The organism is Acrocarpospora sp. B8E8 (genome assembly GCF_039871605.1).
Classification (GTDB): Bacteria; Actinomycetota; Actinomycetes; order Streptosporangiales; family Streptosporangiaceae; genus Acrocarpospora; species Acrocarpospora macrocephala.
Genome location: NZ_JBDPLV010000051.1, coordinates 69,502 through 87,604, shown reverse-complemented (window position 1 = coordinate 87,604; position 18,103 = coordinate 69,502). Strand labels below are relative to the sequence as shown.

General features: G+C 67.6%; 13 protein-coding genes and 2 pseudogenes. 4 read left to right on the top strand and 11 right to left on the bottom strand.

Annotated elements, in window-relative coordinates; genetic code table 11:
* Together ABGB08_RS37245 and ABGB08_RS37240 are read left to right on the top strand one after the other, a co-directional pair.
* Positions 1 to 246, top strand: a pseudogene (locus ABGB08_RS37245) (hypothetical protein); the annotation flags it as partial.
* Positions 246 to 1,403: an oxalate decarboxylase family bicupin gene (locus ABGB08_RS37240; protein ID WP_347600622.1), complete on the top strand. Its 1,158-nt coding sequence runs from the start codon at positions 246 to 248 to the stop codon at positions 1,401 to 1,403. The pseudogene ABGB08_RS37245 and the gene ABGB08_RS37240, both read left to right, overlap by 1 nt.
* Before the next feature lie 47 nt (positions 1,404 to 1,450).
* On the opposite strand, the gene ABGB08_RS37235 is transcribed toward ABGB08_RS37240, so the two are convergent.
* Both ABGB08_RS37235 and ABGB08_RS37230 read right to left on the bottom strand, forming a co-directional pair.
* Positions 1,451 to 2,599, bottom strand: coding sequence for a metal transporter (locus ABGB08_RS37235; RefSeq protein ID WP_347600620.1), 1,149 nt, complete (start codon positions 2,597 to 2,599; stop codon positions 1,451 to 1,453).
* Between the two features lies 1 nt (position 2,600).
* Entirely contained in the window at positions 2,601 to 3,371 is a 771-nt protein-coding gene (locus ABGB08_RS37230; protein ID WP_347600618.1) for a multicopper oxidase domain-containing protein, read from the bottom strand.
* Positions 3,372 to 3,873: 502 nt separating this feature from the next.
* On the opposite strand from ABGB08_RS37230, the gene ABGB08_RS37225 reads away from it, so the two are divergent.
* A complete protein-coding gene (locus ABGB08_RS37225) occupies positions 3,874 to 4,407 on the top strand; it encodes a hypothetical protein (protein ID WP_347600616.1) in 534 nt (177 codons plus the stop codon).
* Between the two features lie 6 nt (positions 4,408 to 4,413).
* Here ABGB08_RS37225 and ABGB08_RS37220 read toward each other — a convergent pair whose 3' ends face one another.
* The 9 genes and pseudogenes from ABGB08_RS37220 to tnpA all read right to left on the bottom strand — a co-directional run bounded on the left by ABGB08_RS37220 (position 4,414) and on the right by tnpA (position 16,644).
* Positions 4,414 to 5,319: a DJ-1/PfpI family protein gene (locus ABGB08_RS37220; RefSeq protein WP_347600614.1), complete on the bottom strand. Its 906-nt coding sequence runs from the start codon at positions 5,317 to 5,319 to the stop codon at positions 4,414 to 4,416.
* Positions 5,316 to 5,843, bottom strand: a complete 528-nt coding sequence (locus ABGB08_RS37215) for an isochorismatase family protein (protein WP_347600612.1) — start codon at positions 5,841 to 5,843, stop codon at positions 5,316 to 5,318. Before ABGB08_RS37215 ends, ABGB08_RS37220 begins: the two co-directional genes overlap by 4 nt.
* Before the next feature lie 69 nt (positions 5,844 to 5,912).
* On the bottom strand, positions 5,913 to 7,154 hold the full coding sequence (locus ABGB08_RS37210; protein ID WP_347600610.1) for a TIGR02679 family protein: 1,242 nt from the start codon (positions 7,152 to 7,154) through the stop codon (positions 5,913 to 5,915).
* The gene (locus ABGB08_RS37205; RefSeq protein WP_347600608.1) at positions 7,147 to 11,265 is read right to left on the bottom strand and encodes a TIGR02680 family protein; all 4,119 of its coding nucleotides are present in this window, start codon (positions 11,263 to 11,265) and stop codon (positions 7,147 to 7,149) included. The genes ABGB08_RS37210 and ABGB08_RS37205 overlap by 8 nt, the downstream gene beginning before the upstream one ends.
* The gene (locus ABGB08_RS37200) at positions 11,265 to 12,440 is read right to left on the bottom strand and encodes a TIGR02678 family protein (protein WP_347600606.1); all 1,176 of its coding nucleotides are present in this window, start codon (positions 12,438 to 12,440) and stop codon (positions 11,265 to 11,267) included. Before ABGB08_RS37200 ends, ABGB08_RS37205 begins: the two co-directional genes overlap by 1 nt.
* Positions 12,437 to 13,969 (bottom strand): TIGR02677 family protein, encoded by a 1,533-nt coding sequence (locus ABGB08_RS37195; RefSeq protein WP_347600604.1) that lies wholly within the window; start codon positions 13,967 to 13,969, stop codon positions 12,437 to 12,439. Before ABGB08_RS37195 ends, ABGB08_RS37200 begins: the two co-directional genes overlap by 4 nt.
* Before the next feature lie 41 nt (positions 13,970 to 14,010).
* Positions 14,011 to 15,519 (bottom strand): UvrD-helicase domain-containing protein, encoded by a 1,509-nt coding sequence (locus tag ABGB08_RS37190; protein ID WP_347600602.1) that lies wholly within the window; start codon positions 15,517 to 15,519, stop codon positions 14,011 to 14,013.
* A gap of 213 nt (positions 15,520 to 15,732) precedes the next feature.
* Positions 15,733 to 16,173 carry a WYL domain-containing protein gene (locus ABGB08_RS37185; protein ID WP_347600624.1) on the bottom strand — a complete coding sequence of 147 codons (441 nt, stop codon included), beginning with the start codon at positions 16,171 to 16,173 and terminating at the stop codon, positions 15,733 to 15,735.
* A gap of 52 nt (positions 16,174 to 16,225) precedes the next feature.
* Positions 16,226 to 16,644: pseudogene (gene tnpA, locus ABGB08_RS37180) on the bottom strand (IS200/IS605 family transposase).
* A 23-nt stretch (positions 16,645 to 16,667) separates the two neighbouring features.
* Between tnpA and ABGB08_RS37175 the strand changes: the two are divergent.
* Positions 16,668 to 17,987 carry a transposase gene (locus ABGB08_RS37175; protein WP_347600600.1) on the top strand — a complete coding sequence of 440 codons (1,320 nt, stop codon included), beginning with the start codon at positions 16,668 to 16,670 and terminating at the stop codon, positions 17,985 to 17,987.
* The last annotated feature ends 116 nt before the right edge of the window (positions 17,988 to 18,103 follow it).

Sequence of the window (18,103 nt, the reverse complement as noted above, 5' to 3'; positions counted from 1 at the left end):
CTGGTCCGGGCGAACGTCCCGACGGGCAAGAAGGCCGGGGTTCACGCTGGGCGGGTCGCGGTCCGCGCAACCGGCAGTTTCAACATCGCCACCCGGCACGGCACTGTGCAGGGCATCCACCACCGCCACGTCCGCCTGCTCCAGAGAGCCGACGGCTACGGCTACGCAACCCATTCAGAAGCGCGGCACAGCGCCGCGTTTCCTCCCCCGCCTGAGGGCGGGGGTATCCACGCTGGAGGTAATTGATGAAAGAGCCCAAGCAACAGCGCATCCCGCATCCGCAACGCAACGGCCAGGGCGGCACCGACACCGGTCCCCGGAACATCGAGCTGGACCTGCAGAATCCCGACATGCTCACGCCGCCGGAGACCGACCACGGCACCGTGCCCAACATGAAGTTCTCCTTCTCCATGGCGCACACCCGGCTCGAAGAAGGCGGCTGGACCCGCGAGATCACCCAGCGGGAGTTGCCGATCGCCACCACGCTGGCCGGTGTGGACATGAAGCTCAACCCGGGCGCCTACCGCGAGCTGCACTGGCACAAGGAGGCCGAATGGGCATACGTGCTTGAGGGAAGCTGCCGGATCGGTGCGGTCGACCAGGAGGGCCGCAACTTCCTGGACGACGTGCGCAAGGGCGACCTGTGGTTCTTCCCCAAGGGCATCCCTCACTACATCCAGGCGCTGGAGGAAGGGGTGGAGTTCCTGCTGGTCTTCGACGACGGCCAGTTCTCGGAGAACTCGACCTTCATGATGAGCGATTTCTTCTCGCGCACCCCCAAGAGCGTCCTGGCGAAGAACTTCGGCTGGACACCGGAGCAGATGGCCAACATGCCGGAGAAGGAGAAGTACATCTTCCAGGGCCAGGTGCCGCCCCCCTTGGAATCCGACCGGATCATCAGTCCCACCGGCGACGTGCCGAACTGGTTCACCCATCGGATGCTCGCCCAGGAGCCGCAACGATTCTCCGGCGGGACCGTACGGATCGTCGACTCCACCACCTTCAAGGCGTCCAGTACCATCTCCGCCGCGCTGGTGGAGATCCAGCCGGGTGGCATACGCGAGCTGCACTGGCACCCGACCGACGACGAGTGGCAGTACTACATTTCCGGTTTCGGGCGGATGGGCGTGTTCGCCAGCTCAGGCCTGGCTCGTACGTTCGACTTCCGCGCGGGGGACGTTGGGTATGTGCCGTTCGCGTACGGCCACTATGTCGAGAACCTGGGGAATGAGCCGCTGGTCTTCCTGGAGATGTTCCGCAACCCGCGCTTCGAGGACATCTCGGCCACGCAGTGGATGGCCAACCTGCCGCCCCAGGTCAGCGCGGACACGATCAACATGCCCCGGTCGATGATCGAGGCGCTGCCGAAGGACAAGCGGCCCGTGGTCTCCCTGAACCGCTGACCAGTCCCCCGGGCCGCGTCCAGATCGAGCGGCCCGGGGTTTCTCGTTCAGGTCAGGAGTCCGGTGGCGTACATCAGGAGCATTCCGGTGAGGATGCCGGTGATGCTGGCGGGATGCAGGAGCCGTCCCCCGCCGTCGCGTACTGACGGGGTGAGCTGGAGGATGACCTGCGCGATCGCGCCGACGCCGAGGCCGAGCAGCAGCGCGGCGAGCGCGGGCTGTGTCGTGGCGGCGCCAAGCCAGGCGCCGAGGATGGCGGGGCCGCCGGCGACGAGCCCCAGGAAGATCAGCCGGAATGGTGAGGTGCGCTCTTCGCTGACGGGTGCGACGATGGCGAGGCCCTCGGTGGTGTTGTGGATGGCGAAGCCCGCGACCAGCGTCGCGCCCAGGGCAAGCGCGCCGACGGCGTAGGCCGAGCCGATCGCGAGCCCTTCGCCGAGGTTGTGCAGGCCGATGCCGACGGACACGAGCAGCGACAGGCGATAGCCGCCTGTTTGTCCTGGTCGTGCGGACATCCAGTTCTGCACGCCAGACAGCACCAGGTAGGCGGCGATGGCACCGATCCCGACAAGTCCGGCGCCGCCGAGCGCGCCCGCGCCGGCGTTGGCGACCTCCATTCCTTCGAGTGCCGCGTCGATGGCCAGCCAGGCGAGCAGGCCGATGGTCAGCGCCATCAGGGCCCGGATCCAGCCCGGAGGAACCCGCCGCAGCCAGGGGAGCCAGAGCATTCCTATGGCTACGGGGATCACACCGACATATGTCCCCAAGAGCGCCATCAGGCCGATAAATCCGGATGGGTCCGGCGTCAGCACGGCCACGGGGATCTCGTGGGCGACGATTCCACCGGTAGAGGTGAGAAGCGCCACCTCGTAGGCCTCTCCGTCGACCCACGGATAAGTGATCCGTACGTTGGCCGAGCCGAGACGGCCGATCTCCGGTTCGCTCATCCGAAAGTCGGCGAACGCGTCATTGACCGCGACCTGAGCGAGCGTGACCGGATCGGGGCCCGCGTTGCGGACGACCAATTCGATGGAACCCGCGCCGAGTACCGTCCGCTCCACGACGAGTTCCTCGGCTGGCGGACCGTTGCGCGCGGTCAGGCCAGGCCCGTCGAGTACGGCGAAGCCCACTAGCGCCATGGCGATGACGCACAACGGCAGGAGTCCGAGCACCCATGTGTTCAGGCGGCTCTCCATATCAACCACTCTTTTCGCAGGCGGGGCCACAGCCGGCCTCGAAGAAGCCCATCCAGCCGAGCTCGGCGAACTCCGACTGGTGTGCGTGGAACATGAAGCGGCCTTCGCGGGGGAACGTGATTTCGAGGATGCCGCGCTGGCCCTGGCACAACATCACCGTGTCGGTGTGCTCCGCCGGGCTCATGGACGTGCCGGTGGGATACCAGTCGAAGAAGTTTCCGTGGACGTGGAAGGAGTTGACGAGGTCGTATTCGAGGACGTTGACCAGGTAGATCCGTACCAGCTCGCCGACGGTCACCCGCACCGGGTCGCTCATGTAGACGAAGGGGATGGTGTTGACCGCGTACAGCTCGTTCGCGCGGTCGAAATTGGTGTCGAAGCCGTTCATGACCATCACGAGTTCGTCGGCCTCGGCGCGTGCTTCCTTCGGGTCGATGAGGAAGACGCCGTATAGGCCTTTGGCGATGTGGTGGGCGAGCGGGGTCACGTGGCAGTGGTACAGGTGCAGGCCGAACGGCTCGGCGTCGAACTCGTATACCGTCTGGCCGCCCGGCTGGACCAAGCCCAGGCCTATTCCCGCGGTCCCGTCGACCTGCGCCGCGTGCAGACCGTGAAAGTGAATCGTGTGCGCGTGTGCCGAATGGTTGATCAGGGTGATTCGCAGGCGCTCACCTTCGGTCGCGCGAAGCGTGGGCCCGGGAATCCTGCCATTGTAGGTCCAGGCGGGAAAGGTGACTCCGGGAGCCACCTCGATTTCCTTTTCCCGGGCCACCAGGGTCCATTCTCGAAGTGTTCTCCCGTCGGCGAGGAGAGAGGTTTTTCCCCGGTCGAAATCCCTGATGAGCGTCGTTGGGTGAAACCCGTTCTTGCCGTTGTCCACATGGGTCCCCGACCGGAAGCCGGCGTGCGCGGACCCTGCGGTGTGTGCCGGACCATGCTGGTGGCCACCTGGATCGGAGGAGGGGATCGCCGGCCTTCCGGTCAGGTGCGCCACAGCGGCACCGACGGAGGGAACCAGTGCGACAATTGCGCTACGTCGAGAGATGTCTGACACACGAAACACGGTAAGTGGCCAAAGCCGCTATTTCAATGCGCAAATTAGATCCACGTTTGCCCGATTATGCTGGCATAAATCGGAATTCGTTTGCGAGGAAATCGAGTGTGCGTGGACGCGGCACCGAAATGAGCAGGACAACCCTCGACGACATTGGGGCTGACCCCCTGGGGCCGGTTCGCGGCATCCGAGACGCTCTGGGTGACCAAGGAGGTCCCTCATGAACCGCCGCATCCTCGCCCCTCTGGCCGCCGCCGTCGTTCTCGTGGCGGGCATACCTGCGAAGGCCGACGCCTCGCCATGCAACCCCGCCCTCCAACCGTACGGACTCATAGGCGACAAATGGGCCCAACTAGGCGGAGTGAACACGCTCGGATGCGCACTCACCGCCGAGTACGACGTCTACCGCAACAGCCAATGGGCCGGACGCCGCCAGTCATTCACACACGGCCAGGTCGCCTGGTCACCCGGCCAAGGTTCCAAGATGACCCTGGCCGCATGGAAAGGCGGCCCCTACGTCTATTTCAACTGGGGACCGACCAATCCCTTCTCCTACGAGCGATTCCTGGTCCGAATGCACCTGGTGAACGAACCCGCCAAGTGGGCCCAAGCCACCTTCAAGGGCGGAACCGGCAGCCAGATCAGATGGGGCGCGCTTGACGGCAAGCAGCGATTCATCGTCGAAGGCTGCGACAGCGGCACCTTCTCCACCAACTGCCGCCAGGGCTGGACAATCCCGGTCGACGCCTGGTGATCACGGTCAGCGCGCACGTAGCCGACGAAGCATACGGGCGTCTTCGAATCCAACCTCCCGAGCCGCGGATTCGACCACGGTCCCATGGCTGATCAGATGCTGAGCCCGCTCCAGGCGAAGGGCCTGCTGATAGCGCAACGGGGTGAGCCCGCCGGTGGCACGGCTGAACGCACGGGTCAGGGTGCGCTCGCTGACACCGGCCCGCGCGGCCAGATATGCCAGCGGCAGCGGCTCTGCGAACCGGCTGTCGATCAGCTCCTGGACGCGATGCACGGTGTCGTCCACGTGGGAGCGATACCGGAGCATGGCGCTGGCCTGGGGTTCGTCCCCGTTGCGGCGAGCGTAGACGACCATGTCACGGGCAACCTTGGCGGCGACCGCGGGGCCGTGCCGTACCGACAAAAGGTGCAGGGCCAGGTCGATGCCGCTGGCGATACCAGCCGAGGTCACCACCCGGTCGTCGACGGTGAACAGCACGTCGCGGACCACCGTGGCGCGTGGGTAGCGGGCCGCCAGTTCATCCTGGAGTTCGTGGTGGGTGGTGCACCGGCGACCATCCAGCAGCCCCGCCTGGCCGAGGGCCTCCGCTCCGGCGCACACGCTGGCCACCGTACCCCCAGCGGCGTGATGCGCCCGCAAACGCGCGAGATCTTCCGCCCGCGGACGCGGCCCACCCCGCAGCATCGGCCCCCGCCACCCCGGCACCACGACCAGGTCATCCTGCCCCAACTCGGGCCATCGAGTCTCCGCCGCCAGCGGCAACCCCTGCGCGCTGGGCACCTGCTCCTGCTCGACCACGTAACACAGCCGGTACGGCTGACCCAGCGCGGCAGCGGAATGAAAAGCCTGGGCGGGCCCGGCCAGATCCAGCAGGTGCACCCCCGGCAGGAGCACGAAGACGACTTGGCTCATTCCAGTTCTGCCACGCTGACAATCGCGGCGAATCTATCCCGAAGCACCGCCTTGGTCCGCGCGGTGATCTCCTCCACGCTGAACCCGCCAACCGGCCCGGTCGTGGTGGCATCGGTGACAAAGAGCACCTGATATCCGAGATCGCTACCGATCCTGGCCGTGGTCTCCACGCACTGCTCGGTCCGGATCCCGCACACCACCAGCTCGCGCACCCCCGCCTCAGTGAGTAACTGCTGCAGGTTGGTGGTGGTGAAGGCATTGTGCGAGGTCTTGCGCAGCATCGGCTCCCCCGCCAGCGGTGGCCCCACCTCGTCCATCAGGCGAACATGCCCGTTGACCGGGTCAAACGCGCCACCACTGCCAGCCTCAGCATGCAGCACCCAGACCACAAGGTCCCCATTGGCACGGGCCAGTCGCACCAGCCGGTTAACCGGTTCAGCGATCTTCGGGTTCCCTATCTGATCCCAGTTCGGCTGCGCCCGGAAGGACTCCTGGACATCGATCACAATCAGCGCTCGATTCATACCACCAGTCTGACCAGCACAACCATCTCCCGCACAGGCCCGATCCAGCCCGTTCCCGGAACGATCCGGTCATCTGTCCAAAAGCGCCAGGTCGGCCAACAGGTCGGCGAGGACGAGTTCTTCCTCGACGCGGACACCGCGCCGTGTCATGACCTCCGACAGCGGAGGGTCCCACGGGGTCGCGAGTGGTCGCCCGGTCAGGGGTGTGGTCGAGGCGGCGGTCTCGTAAGCCGCGGTGTCGAACCGCCACGGCAGCATGCCGATCCTGTCGTGTACGGCGGTGGCGATGGCGACCCCACCCCAGTCGAAGTCGCCGTGATAAGCGAACGATGCGCCCCCAGCGGCGAGCAGATCCAGCAGCCGCCAGACCGCGGCGGATGGTCTGCCACCCACGCAGACCAACGGTGGACACGCGGGTCCGAGCTCGTCGGCGGCGCTGGCGATCACCACCGGGTTCTCGCAGATGCGGACCAGCCCTCCGGCGAGAGGTTCGTCATGGCGACGCAGCTGGCGGAGGGTCAGCACGCAGGGCTCACCTGCCGCGCGGGCGGACCTGAGCATGCGTCCGGTGGGGGTGCGATCGTCGCCTGGCAGGCCGGCACAGAGGACCAGTGAGGAAAGGTCGTCGAGGTGGACACCAACCGCGGCCCACGCGCTTCGGCGCGCGTCGGCTCCGCCCTCGGCGACGAACGGGAGCCCGGCCAGAGCCTTGACCGCGGAGAGCGCCAGGGTGGCCAGCGGCCGTCCCTCGTCGAGGGCGTGCGCGTCGGCGCAGGTTTCCGCAGCCAGGCGGCCGATGGGCAGGCCGTGGGAAGGCAGCCGGGCCAGTACGGCGGTCAGGCGTTCCAGCAGTGGGCCCGCCTGGTCCGGGGCGGGGGCGAGTCGCCGTACCAAACCGGTTGTCTCCAGCCAGGCGCGCCAGCCGTGCAGGGGCGGGCAGCCGACGACGTGGTTGTCGAGCGGGGCGAATGCCGCGCGCCAGGCCGCTTCCCGTGCGGCGCCTTCCTCGGCCAGGTCGGGGACCGGGCCGAGGAGCAGGAGGACCGCCGCGGCCAGGCCGTCTGGTGCGGCGCCGCTGGCGCGCAGCACATGATCCACTTCGTCGAGGGAGACCGACAAGGAGGCGCCGGTTCCCGGTCTTCGGCCCAGGAGCAACTCGACGGTACGGCGCTGTGCCGCCGTCGCGCCCGGCAGCGAGACGGTGCCGGTCAGCGGCTTGTTCCGGGCGATGCGGCGCCGGACCCGGTCGACCAGCCAGGCGATCTCGGGGCCTCCCAGCAGGCTCTCGAGCCGCTGCGTCGCATCACCCATAGAACAAGCCTTCCTGCTGAAGTGGGATCGGCAGGTGGCGATCAGCCTGGACCGGTGGCTCCTGGAGCGGTCGTTCGGTCCGGCGGCGTTCATGACCATCCCATCGCCATGGGGTGACCAGCACCGCGTCGATGCCATCGCGACGGGAGAGCTGGCAGATGGCCAACCCGGGCACCTGCGGGTAGCAGCCCCACTCTCGCTCGCTCGTCATTACCACATCCATGTCGAAAGTGGCCAGCAGCCCGAGGCATTTGGCGCGCGAGTCGTCGTCCACGCCGGCGAAGGCTTCGTCAAGGGCCACCAGCCGAGGAGCGTACGGGTTGCCCGCCGACTTGTAGTGCGCCGACGCCGCCGCGAACAGGGGAATGGACGCGGCGAGCACACGCTCGCCACCTGACGCGGGACCAGCGGCGGAGCGCCACTGGCCGTCCTGCTGGCGCTGAATGCCGAACTCGTGCCAGGCGCGGTAGTCCAAGGCCCTGGTCAGCGCCTCGATCCAGCCCGCAGCCGGGTTGTCGGCGTGCTCGCGGGCGATTCGTTCCTGAAGGAACGCCCCGACCATCGCGCGATCAGCGACAGACCAGGCGTCCACCCGCTGGCGGAGCTTGTCGCGCACCTGGGCAAGACCGTCCGGCGCGTTCTTTGCCGGCTTCCACACCAGGCGCAGCCGCATCCCGGTGGAGGTGGGCCGGGACTCCAGTTCGACGTTCATCTCCCGGACCTCGGACTCGGCCTCGGTGATCAGTTCCTGCAGTGTTCCGGCGACCTCGTTGAGCAGGTGGTTCTCCAGGATCTCCCGCTCCTTCGCCGACAGCAGTTGGGCCCGGTGCGCGATCTCCTCCGCCAGGGCCGCCGCCAGGCCGGGAATGTCCCTGGTCCGGCCCTGGAACAGCACGTCCACGATCATGATTCCGTCTCGGACGGTGAGGCCTACCGAGTTGCCATGCCGGGCCATGGCATCCGACAGCACCTTGTGCTCCTCGGCGACCTTCTTCTGGATCCGGTCCCACGGGCCGTCTGCGTCGTCGACGCCGTCAAGCGCGGCGTTGACCTCTCTGGCCAGCAGTACGGCGGGCGTCGTCGGCCACTCGGCGGCGGGGTCGGGGATCTCCAGCCCAGGGAGCGCCAGACTCAGCAGGCCGGTGGCGGCGAAGGCGCGAAACTCCCGTACCGCGAGGTCCCGGGTCTCGGTGGCTTCGGCGATCTGGCTACGCAAGGTGTCGCGTTGCCCTTCGGCTTTGCCGCGTTCCTGCGATGCCCGCTGTTCTCGCTGGCGGGTCTCGCGTTCCGCGATCGCCCGTGCGCGCTGCGCCTGCTGTACCTCGTCGAGTTGCCGATGCAGGGCCTCGACCGCCGCACCCGCGGTCTCGGCCAGCACCCGGTAGACCTCGGCTGCCGTGTCCGCCTCGCCCCGCGCCTCGACGGCCAGATCGGACGCCTTGTCGAGGCGTTCCCGGGCCCCGGCCAGGTCCTGGACCGCTTCGGTAACGAACTCACGTGCGGCCAGCGTGGCCTCAGCGGCCGGCCAGAGCCGTGCCAGGGCCAGCCGGTAGTCCGCCGCCCCTGCTTTGACCTCGGCCAGTCCGTTCGGATCGGCCGGCAGGCCGACATCCCGGGCGAACTCGCCGGTCTGGGTCCTGGCCATCTCCAGATCATGCTCCCGGTCGGAGACGATCCGAACCGCGCTGTCGTGTTTGACGTCGAGTTCGCGCTTTCGTTCGTGTTCGGCCGCCAGTTTGACGTGTGCCTCCCGCAGCGGTGCGTCGGGCGGGAGTGCCCGGTGCTCGGCGGCAAGGGTTTCCTGCCGTACGGCGAGTGCCGCTACCTCCCGATCCAGTCCGCCGATCCGCTGTTCCGCCTGAGCCAGGTCGGAACGCAGCGCGGCCAGCCGGCTTCGGCGGGCGGCTTCCCTGGCTCCCTCGCCGATGTAGCCGGCGCTTGATTTGTGCCATGACCCGGTCAGCACCCCGTTGGCCCACCGGCCGTCCACCGTCACCCACGTGGTCGGCCCCGCCGGGCCGCCGGGACCGAGCCCGATCGCGTCGAGCACCCGCTGGACAGCGGCGTCGGAGAGGAGCACTGCCTGCGGGTCCGCGCCATCGATGGCAGGGCGCAGGACGGCGGAGCAGGCGACCCCGGCCACTGGCTCGGCCGCCAGGATGGTGGTGTCGTCCGCGACGAGCAGCGTTCCCTCGGGAGTCACCCAGGCGTCCAGAATGCCCGAAGCCTCCAGGGCGGCCTCCAGCCCGGCGCGATGGTCGGCGGGCACGGGATCGGCGAAGTCCACCACTTTCCACAGCGGGGCGCCGGGACGGCTGAGCCGCGGCTCGGGCCGGCGCGTGTGCGGGACCGGCGGCGCGTCGTGGCCTCCCGCCTCCAGCTTGGCAATCTCCAGCGTCAGGTCGGCGACCGTCTGGCGCACTATCCGCAACTGCGCGTCCAGCTCGGCCCCCCGGCCGCCGAGCGCCATGGTGGCCGCTCGGGCAGCGTCGTCCACCAGGGTCGTCGCCGGGTTGGGCCCGTCGGCGGCGACCGCCCAGGACTCCATCATCGCGAGCACGGCGTCAGGATCGGCGATCCGCAGCTCGGTCAGACCAGCCAGGTAGTAGGCGTAAGTCTCGCTCAGTTCGCTGGTCATCGTGGCGGCCAGGTCCTCGGCGACGGCGACTCGCTCGGCGGAGGCCTGTACCTCGCCGGTCAGCCGGTCGACCTCCGCACGGGCGGAAACCACCCGTCCCTGCGCGTGTTCGACGGTCCTGAGCAGGCGTTCCAACTCCGCGATCGCCTGCTCTTGACGTACGGCCAGGGCTTCGGTTTCCCTCCTGGCCGGCGCCAGCGTGGCCGGATCGGGATGGGCGCCCCAGTTCACGATGGCCAGGTGCCCGGGTTCGCACCGGGCGGCACGGGCGGCCGCAACGGCTAGGCGCCGCACGGAGTCCAAGGTGCGGGCCGCCGCGTCCGCCTGGTCGGTCGCCCTCGTGGCGCGCTTCTGGATGTGGCTGAACTCGATGACGAGGCGATCGCGTGCCTGCTCACACCTGCGCGCGTGCTCGGCGAGACGGCCCGCCTCCGCACCGGTCTGCTTGAGCCGCTCGGCGTCACGCATCTCGGGGCTGCGCCGCAGAGCGTCTCTTCGCGCGTCGAGTCTGGCCTGCTGGGACGCCAGGGCTGCCAGCTGAGCGTGCACGTTCACCAGTTCGGCATCCGCGGCGGTGTGCCGGGCTTCGGCATCACTGAGGGCACGGCTGAGGTGCTCGTAGCGGCTGTGCGTCTGACGGGGAGCGGCGGCCTTGCGTTTGGCGGCGATGGCCGCGTACCTGCGGTAGTACCCGAGGAAATCGGCGGCAGCCTGGCCCGCCTCCGTCAACGCGCGCAGGGCGTCACGCTCTTCGTCCAGGCCGCGAAACGTGTCGGCGACCGTGGTGATCAATGCGGGGCTGATCGGCGGCAGGGCCTCCGTGAGCGCGCGGGACAGCAGCTTCTCGTCCGGCTTCTTGGACAGCTGCGGCTGGCGTAGCTGGATGAGCAGGTTCACCAGCGCCTCGTAGCGGTGCTCCCCCAGCCCGAACAGAGCCTCGTCCACCGCTCGGCGGTAGTCGGCGGCGCGGTCGTAGACGAGCCCGGCGCCTTCGACTGCCTCGCGGAGTTTCTCCCGGGTGAGGGCCACTCCGGCCGGAGAGATCAGCTGGAGATCGACGCCGACGCGCTGCGGGGTGACGAAGAACCAGTGCCGGACGATGCCGCGGTCGTTGACCGCTTTCAAGCCGCATCCGATGGTGCGGAACTCCTCTGTTCCGTCGGCGGCACGGCGGCCGAACTCCATCCAGGTATAGCCGAGCCGTTCCGGATGCGGGTGCCGGCCGTCCAGCAGGAGGTTCCACTCCATCCGCTTCCTGCGATCACCATCCGGCTCGACCCGGTGGGGGGCGAGTTCGCCGTCCAGGAGGAACGGCAACGTCAGCGCCAGCACCTTGGACTTGCCGGTGCCGTTGTTGCCGCGCAACAGCAGACGGCCCTGGTGGAAGTGGAACTCCTCGACGTCGTAGTAGAACATGTCGACGAGCCCGGCACGAAGCGGCTTCCAGCGTTCGGAGCTGGGGGCGGTCGGCATCAGTCTCCCTTGATGGTGGGTGGAGCGATGGCGTAGCGGGCGATCGCCGGCAGGCCGCGCACACGATCTCCGCGAACCTCGGCCAAGCGCAGGGCCGTGAGCTTGCTCAATGCCTGGGCCAGCAGACCGTCTTCGGCGCCTGGATCCGTCACACCCTTGCGCCAGTACGTGGCGTGTTTCAAGGCGGCCTGCCGGACGAAGGCTTTGAGCTCGTCGATTCCCCACTCCGAGCCCGAGGCGAGGCGTTCCGCGACCAGCAGCGTGAGGTGCCCGTCAGTCCGTTGCTCGGGCATCCGCACGTCGGTCAGTTCGTCGCCGGGGTCCACCATCGCGATGCCCTCAGCGCGCACTTCCGCGATTAGCCCGGTGGCTTCCTCGATCCTGCGCGTGATCGCATGCCGCTGCGAGGCGAGGTAGGCGCGCTCGGCCTCGTCGAGGCTGTCGAAGTAGAGGACCGGATCCTCCAGCAGCCTGCGGGTCAATCTACGGCGGAGTCCTTGGTTGCGCAGGTCGTCGGTGTCCGCGACGGGCTCGGCGGTCAGCTCGGCCAGCTGTTCCTCGAAGGTGACCGCGGTGATGGTGGACGGGCCACGCGTGCCAGTCAACAGCCCGGCCAGCACCGTTCGGCGCACGTCGTAGAGCACGTCCCCGGTGGCCGTCAGATACGCTTCCTCATCTCCCGCGACCCTGCGCAGCACTCCCCAGCCGAGCAGCATCCGCACCACGGCGACCAGATCTGTGCGCTCGCTGCGGCTGTCGAGGGTGAAAACGAAGGCGGGCGTGTCGGATGGTGCGGAACCGGCCAGTTCCGGCTCGGCCGCGGCACTCAGCACATCCTCGGCCAGCCGCCCGAGCGTCGTCTGCGTGTCCGCCCGCTCCAACGCGGCAAGAGCCAGGCACAGCACCACATACCGGCGCCTGCCGAAAGGCTCGCCGGCTTTCCCCCTGGCGGGATGGGTGGCGTCGGCCGCATCAGGAGCGATCTTGAACAACCGCGCGGTCTCCGAATCAGCCGTCAGCCGCCATCCCGTCTCGCGGGTCAGCCAGTGCCTCAAGTCAGTGAGATGACGACGGACCAGGGTCAGCATCTCTGCGTCGTTCTCGACCGTGAGCAAGGGCTTGGCGAGCAGGCCGCGCAACGCGCTCCGCCGCTGCGCCAGAATTTCGGGTGTCACGAGGCCGCCATCAGGTCGGTGATCTCGATCAGATGCTCAGGACCGGTGAGAACACCGTTCTCGGTGTGGATCCGAACCAGGCCGCCGTCGGGGACGACGGTCAACCGCACTTCCATCGAGCCGTCGCCGGTAACCGTCTTCACCTCGGTCTCGCCGGGATGCCGGGCGGCCAGCGCGTCGCCCATCAGCGCGAGGAACAGCCGGAAAGCCAGCGGGTCGAGCGTCCCCAGATCCGACAGCAGGATCGGCCCTTCGGTATGGAGTCGGGCCCTGGCGGCGGCCGTTTCCGCGGCTTCTCGCTCGGCGTGCTCCCGCAGGAGCCTGCGACCCTGGCTGCGATCGGTCACCTTGTTCGGCTTGCCCCGGCGTTCGTAGGAACCGGTGCGGCGCAGTTGCGGTGAGATCCTTATCGGCGGTGCCGCGTTCCAGGGGATGGAGGCCGGAAGGTCCCGCCACTCCTCAAGGGTCGCCGGAGTGACCGTCAGGTGCCGGGCGGGGGTCAGCCCGAACGCTGCTCGCCAGAGCCGGTGCATGGCCTCCTCGTCAGAGGCTTCGGCGAACCAGCGGGCCAGGACACGGAAGTCGGCAGATCGGTCGGACCGGCCAGAACGGCGTTCATTGAGCAGTCCCACGGTGTCGATGAGCTGCTTGATCGCGGTGATCGCCGCCTGCCGGAGCAGCCGGGCCTGTGACGACCTTCCGGCATCATTGGAGAGGAACCAGTCCTTGAGCCCACGCCACCGGTTCTGCCATGACGTGAAGGCGGCACTCTCCGCCCTGACGTATGCCTCCGCGGCGTCATCGCCTTCCGGCAGGGCATCAGCGGCTTCGCGACGAGCGGCCTGCCTCAGCAGCCGTTCATGGCCGCAGGTCTCCAGTTCGGTCAGCAACATGGCGATCCGCGCCCCCGAATTCGCCAAATCGGCGATGAACCGGTTGATGTAGTCAATCAGCCGTTCCTTGTACGCGATGAACCCGGCCACGTCTCCGTCGGAGAAATCGATCGCCCGCCGGAGTGAGGCCATGAACGCTTGCGCGTTGTCGGCCAGCGATGAAAACCGCTCCGCGAGCGAAAGCAAGAGCAGATGCACCTTGGCAGGATCAGGGTCGGGCTCGCGCGCCAGACTCGCCAGCGACTGGAGTTGTTCGGCGATGTCTCCCAGCGCCACCGACTGCAGCGAGCCACGGCGGCCGATCGCCTCCTCATAGAACGCAATGGCCTGTTCAGCCGCGTGACCGGCCGAAGTCAGTTGGAACAGGAACCGCCGACGATGAAAATCCTCCACCGAGGTGACCCGGCTGGTGTCGGCATCGGCCCGAAGGTTGCCCCACTCCACCAGTTTCCCCAGCGCCGCCACGACCTGCTCATCGCTGTCGCGCCGGAGCTCGGCAGCCACATCCTCGGGCCGCAGGTGCACGATAAAGCGCTCCTTCGCGCGGGCGAAGGCACGCAGTATGTCGCGGTAAAGCGAGGAGTTGGGCGCGCTCAAATGTGCGAACGGCAGCGCGTCCTGGTTGTGGAGGGGCATATCGCAAGTTTCCCCGATGGACACAGGAGAGAGTGCGGATTTCAGAGATCGCCGTCGCGCGGGTGCCGATTAATTGGATCGGGCGCGGGTGCGGGCCGCCGGTTGATCCAGGCCAAGCCGCCGAGATCCAGTCGGTGCCGCGCGCGAGTCACGGCCACATAGGCGACGCGGGCTTCGGCCGGGCCGATCGTGCCCGAGTAGCGTCGGCCACCATCGTCCTGCTCGTCCTCCGGCTCGGTGTCGGCGAAGTCGTCCCCCACCCGGACAGCTGGCCACTCACGTCCTTTGGCCCTGTGCGTGGTGGAGACCACGACCTCCGCCTGGTGTTCGTCATGCAGGCGAGAAAGAGCATCCAGAATGATGTCGGTGCCGTACTCATCGACCAAGTCGATCAGTGGCATCAGGTCCCGTCCTGCGATGTCGTATTCCGCGTATTCCTGAAGATCCGCCCAGGTAGGGAAGAGAATCAGCTCGGGATGCGAGGTGCGTCGGCCTGCTTTGAGATCACGAGCGGCCTCAGCTAGTTTGACGAGTTCCTGACCGCCGCCGGCCAGGGCGACCCGCTTGTTCTCGTTGAGCAGGTTCATGACTTCCGTCATCGCGCCCACATTGGATCGGCACAAGATCGCATCCGGCCGCTCCACGGTGGTCAGTTCGGTGGGAATGGCAGGGGTGCCGTGGAGCCGGATGGGCGCGCCGACGATGGCCAGCCAGCGGTTGGCCTCTTCAGCGAGGGCCGGGCCGAAGCGAAAGGATTGAGAGAGCCGGAGTTGGATTCCGTCGAAATCGGTCATGACATCGCGCGCGCCTCGCCAGCCGTAGATCGCCTGTGCGGAATCGCCGACCATGACGAGCTGGGAACGACCGGCCTGCGCTGTGAACACCTTTTCAAAGGCCGGGTTGGTGTCCTGAGCCTCATCGAGCAGCAGGAAATCAACGTCGATTCTCGGCTCGGTCAACGCCCAGATCTTCAGATAGTGATCATGACTGAATCGCACGACGCCTTCTCTCGGATGCTGCAGGTCCTGCCAGGCCTTGCGCGCGTACGGAAGCACCAGATCCACGAGTTGCGCGTGCAGAAAAGGCTGTTCCAGCCCGCGCAGCCGCGGCACATGATGTGGCCCGATCTCCTCGTCGGCGGAGTAGCAGAATTGGTTCACCGTCCGCAGCGCCGCCGACGATATGGCCTTGTTGGTCACCCGGCGCTCGCCGATGGTCACCACCATGTTCCTGCTGATGCCGAGCTTCTCGCCCGTCCGCCAGCTCGGTATGCGCACGGCTTCTTTGATCCGGTCGTCAAAGTAGCGTCCCACCGCCGCGTACGCCAACGAGTGCGTGGTCCTGCACGCCACGTGTGCCGGAAAGACGCGTCTGGCGGCACGGGCTATGGACTTGTTGAAAGCGAGGTACAGGCCGGACCGTCTGGTGGCCGCGGCCAGCATCGTGAGCGTGGTCGTCTTCCCGGTGCCAGCCCCGGCTTGTAGCACGACGTTCCCCTCGCTTCGGAACGCATCGGTGGCCAGATCTTGTTCGTACGTCGGCGTCGTCAAGCGCTGCTCCTCTGAGGAGAGTTCAAAGGGCGACTGCATAGTGAACAAGGCTCGATGATTGTCGGCGTCGCATTGATCACAAGTCAAGAATTATTCGCCATATTGCTAATGCCGGAGCGTGGGCGAGCCTGTCCTGGAGCCGGGCCTTTGACACCGCAGCGAAACCCGCACTCTGATAGGAGGTCCTCGACCAGCACCTGGGAGGTCGGCTTTCTAGCGGAGGAACGTCTGTATGGCGCGCTGGCAGCGAATGGCCTGGGCTTGGAGTGCGTCGGCGAGGGCGGGTGGGCCGCTGGTGAGGGTGAAGTCGGTGTCCACCGAGGTGATCATCCAGACCAGTGCCCACGTGGTGTCGGCGCCGACATGCAGCAGGCAGCTGTGATCGTCCACTGCCTCGACCACGCCCATCCCCGGCCAGATCCGTTGGGCGACGGTTTCGGCGGATTCGTGCAGGGTGACGGTCGCCTGGACCGACCATGCCCGCGACGACAGCCGGTGTGCCAGGTACGTCGCGACGTCGCCGTCGGGTGGCTGTCGGGGGCGCGAACCGGGGGCCGGTAGGCGTACGCGGCCTGTCGTCGAGCAGCAGCGGCGGCAGCGGCGGGTCCGCGCCCAGCCGGAAACCGGCGGTGCCCTGGGTGGCGTGCACCGGATAGCCTAGTTCGCCGCGTGGGAGCGTCCGCTCGGGCGCGAGCGTGTTTGAGCCTCAGTGGGTGGGCCGGTCCTGGCTCTGGATGTAAGTGCGGACGGCGGTCAGGTTCGCGCCGCCGGTCGAGCCCGCATAGCAGGAGCGGGACCAAAGTGCCCGCCCCACAGGTACTCGCGGACGTGGGAGTCGTACTCCTTGCGCAGATACCGCGCGGAGACACCCTTGAGGGAGTTGACCAAGGCCGATAGTGCGACCTTGGGCGGGAAGCCGACCAGCAGGTGGACGTGGTCGTCTGCGCCGTTGAACTCCAGCAGTTCGCACGTGAAACTCGCGTACACCCCCCGCATGATCTCCTCACAGCGGGTCAGCATCAGCGCGGTGAAGACATTCCGCCGATACTTCGTCACGAACACCAAATGCACGGATCGTTCGTGAACACAGTGCCTGCCCTTGCGAATATCCGGATTCTCCGCCATGACACCAACGATATGATCGCGTGGTGGAGCTGGGGAAACGGATCCGCGCGCACATCGCACGCCTGGACCTCGACATGCGGCAGTCGGCCGTTTTGGACGGCCAGGCGCACACCGCACGCGCCCTGTGGAACCTGCTGCACGAGTACTTCACCTTCCGCCAAGGCCGTTTCGCCTCGCTGAACGACTGTGATCAGGCGATCCGGGCCGCCCGCCACGAGATCGACTGGATGGCCCAGCTCCCGGCCCAAGCCGCGCAAGCCGTGCTGAAGACCTACCGGCAGGCGTGGGCGAACTTCTTCAACCCCGAGCATCCCGCCGACCGGCCCACTTTCAAGGGCCGGTTCCGGTCCCGGATGGCCGTGGATGTGCCGCAGGCCCGCGACTTGCAGATCAAGCGGATCAACCGCCGGTGGGGTGCGGTCAACCTGCCCAAGGTCGGCCGGGTGAGGTTCCGGTGGACCAAGGACCTGCCCGGCCTCACCAAGGGCGGCCCCGCCGGTCGGATCACCGGCGCCCGGCTGATCAAGGACGCGCACGGGTGGGCCATCGTGTTCCGCATCCAGACCCTCGCGCCGGTCCCTGCTCCCCACACCGGGGCGAAGGTCGGCATGGACCGGGGCATCGCGGTGCCCCTCGCGCTGTCCACAGGAGAGCACCGGAGCCACGGGCCGTGGCTCACCGACGGGGAGCGGACGCGCCTACGGCGGCTGGAACGCAAGAGCGCCCGCCAGCGCGCCACCGCGACCAAAGGAAAAGGACGGCCGGTTTCCAACCGGCTGGCCCGCACCTATGACCAGATCGCCAAGCTCCGCGCGACAGCCAAGCGCCGAGCCCTGGACTGGCAGCACCAAACCACCACCGACCTGGCCACCCGGTTCAGCGTGATCGTGGTGGAAGACCTGGAAATCACCAACATGACGGCGTCAGCCTCGGGGACCGTTCAAGCGCCGGGGACGCGCGTGGCACAGAAACGAGGCCTGAACCGGGCCATCTCCGGGGAGGCGTGGGGCCGGACGGTGGACCTGCTGACCTACAAGAGCGACGCCCGTGGCGGCGTGGTCGCCAAGGTCCGCCCGCACGGCGCGTCCCGGGAATGCCACCGCTGCCATACCACCACCCCCGGATCACGCGAGTCACAGTCACGGTTCGCCTGCCGGAACCCGGCGTGCGGGTGGGTCGGCAACGCCGACACCAACGCCGCCCGCAATCTGCTGTATCGGTACGACACTGCCGCCGGATGGGCGGTCACAGGACGTGGAGGCCCCGGGGTATCGGGGCCGGTGAAGCGTCAAGCATCCTGTCCCACAGTCTCGCCCGTACCCGCGTCGCGAGCTGCTGCGTGAGCGGCACAGGAATCCTCCACATTCACGTGGAGGAGCACGTCAATACGAGGAGATCTCCGCCAACGCCTGGAGCGAGACCACCGAATCCGGCACAGGCTGGACCGAAGACGCGCCCG

Coding starts and splice junctions, on each gene's coding strand:
- ABGB08_RS37240 (WP_347600622.1), top strand. CDS start 246: ATGAAAGAGCCCAAGCAACAGCGCATCCCGCATCCGCAACGCAACGGC.
- ABGB08_RS37235 (WP_347600620.1), bottom strand. CDS start 2,599: ATGGAGAGCCGCCTGAACACATGGGTGCTCGGACTCCTGCCGTTGTGC.
- ABGB08_RS37225 (WP_347600616.1), top strand. CDS start 3,874: ATGAACCGCCGCATCCTCGCCCCTCTGGCCGCCGCCGTCGTTCTCGTG.
- ABGB08_RS37220 (WP_347600614.1), bottom strand. CDS start 5,319: ATGAGCCAAGTCGTCTTCGTGCTCCTGCCGGGGGTGCACCTGCTGGAT.
- ABGB08_RS37215 (WP_347600612.1), bottom strand. CDS start 5,843: ATGAATCGAGCGCTGATTGTGATCGATGTCCAGGAGTCCTTCCGGGCG.
- ABGB08_RS37210 (WP_347600610.1), bottom strand. CDS start 7,154: ATGGGTGATGCGACGCAGCGGCTCGAGAGCCTGCTGGGAGGCCCCGAG.
- ABGB08_RS37205 (WP_347600608.1), bottom strand. CDS start 11,265: ATGCCGACCGCCCCCAGCTCCGAACGCTGGAAGCCGCTTCGTGCCGGG.
- ABGB08_RS37195 (WP_347600604.1), bottom strand. CDS start 13,969: ATGCCCCTCCACAACCAGGACGCGCTGCCGTTCGCACATTTGAGCGCG.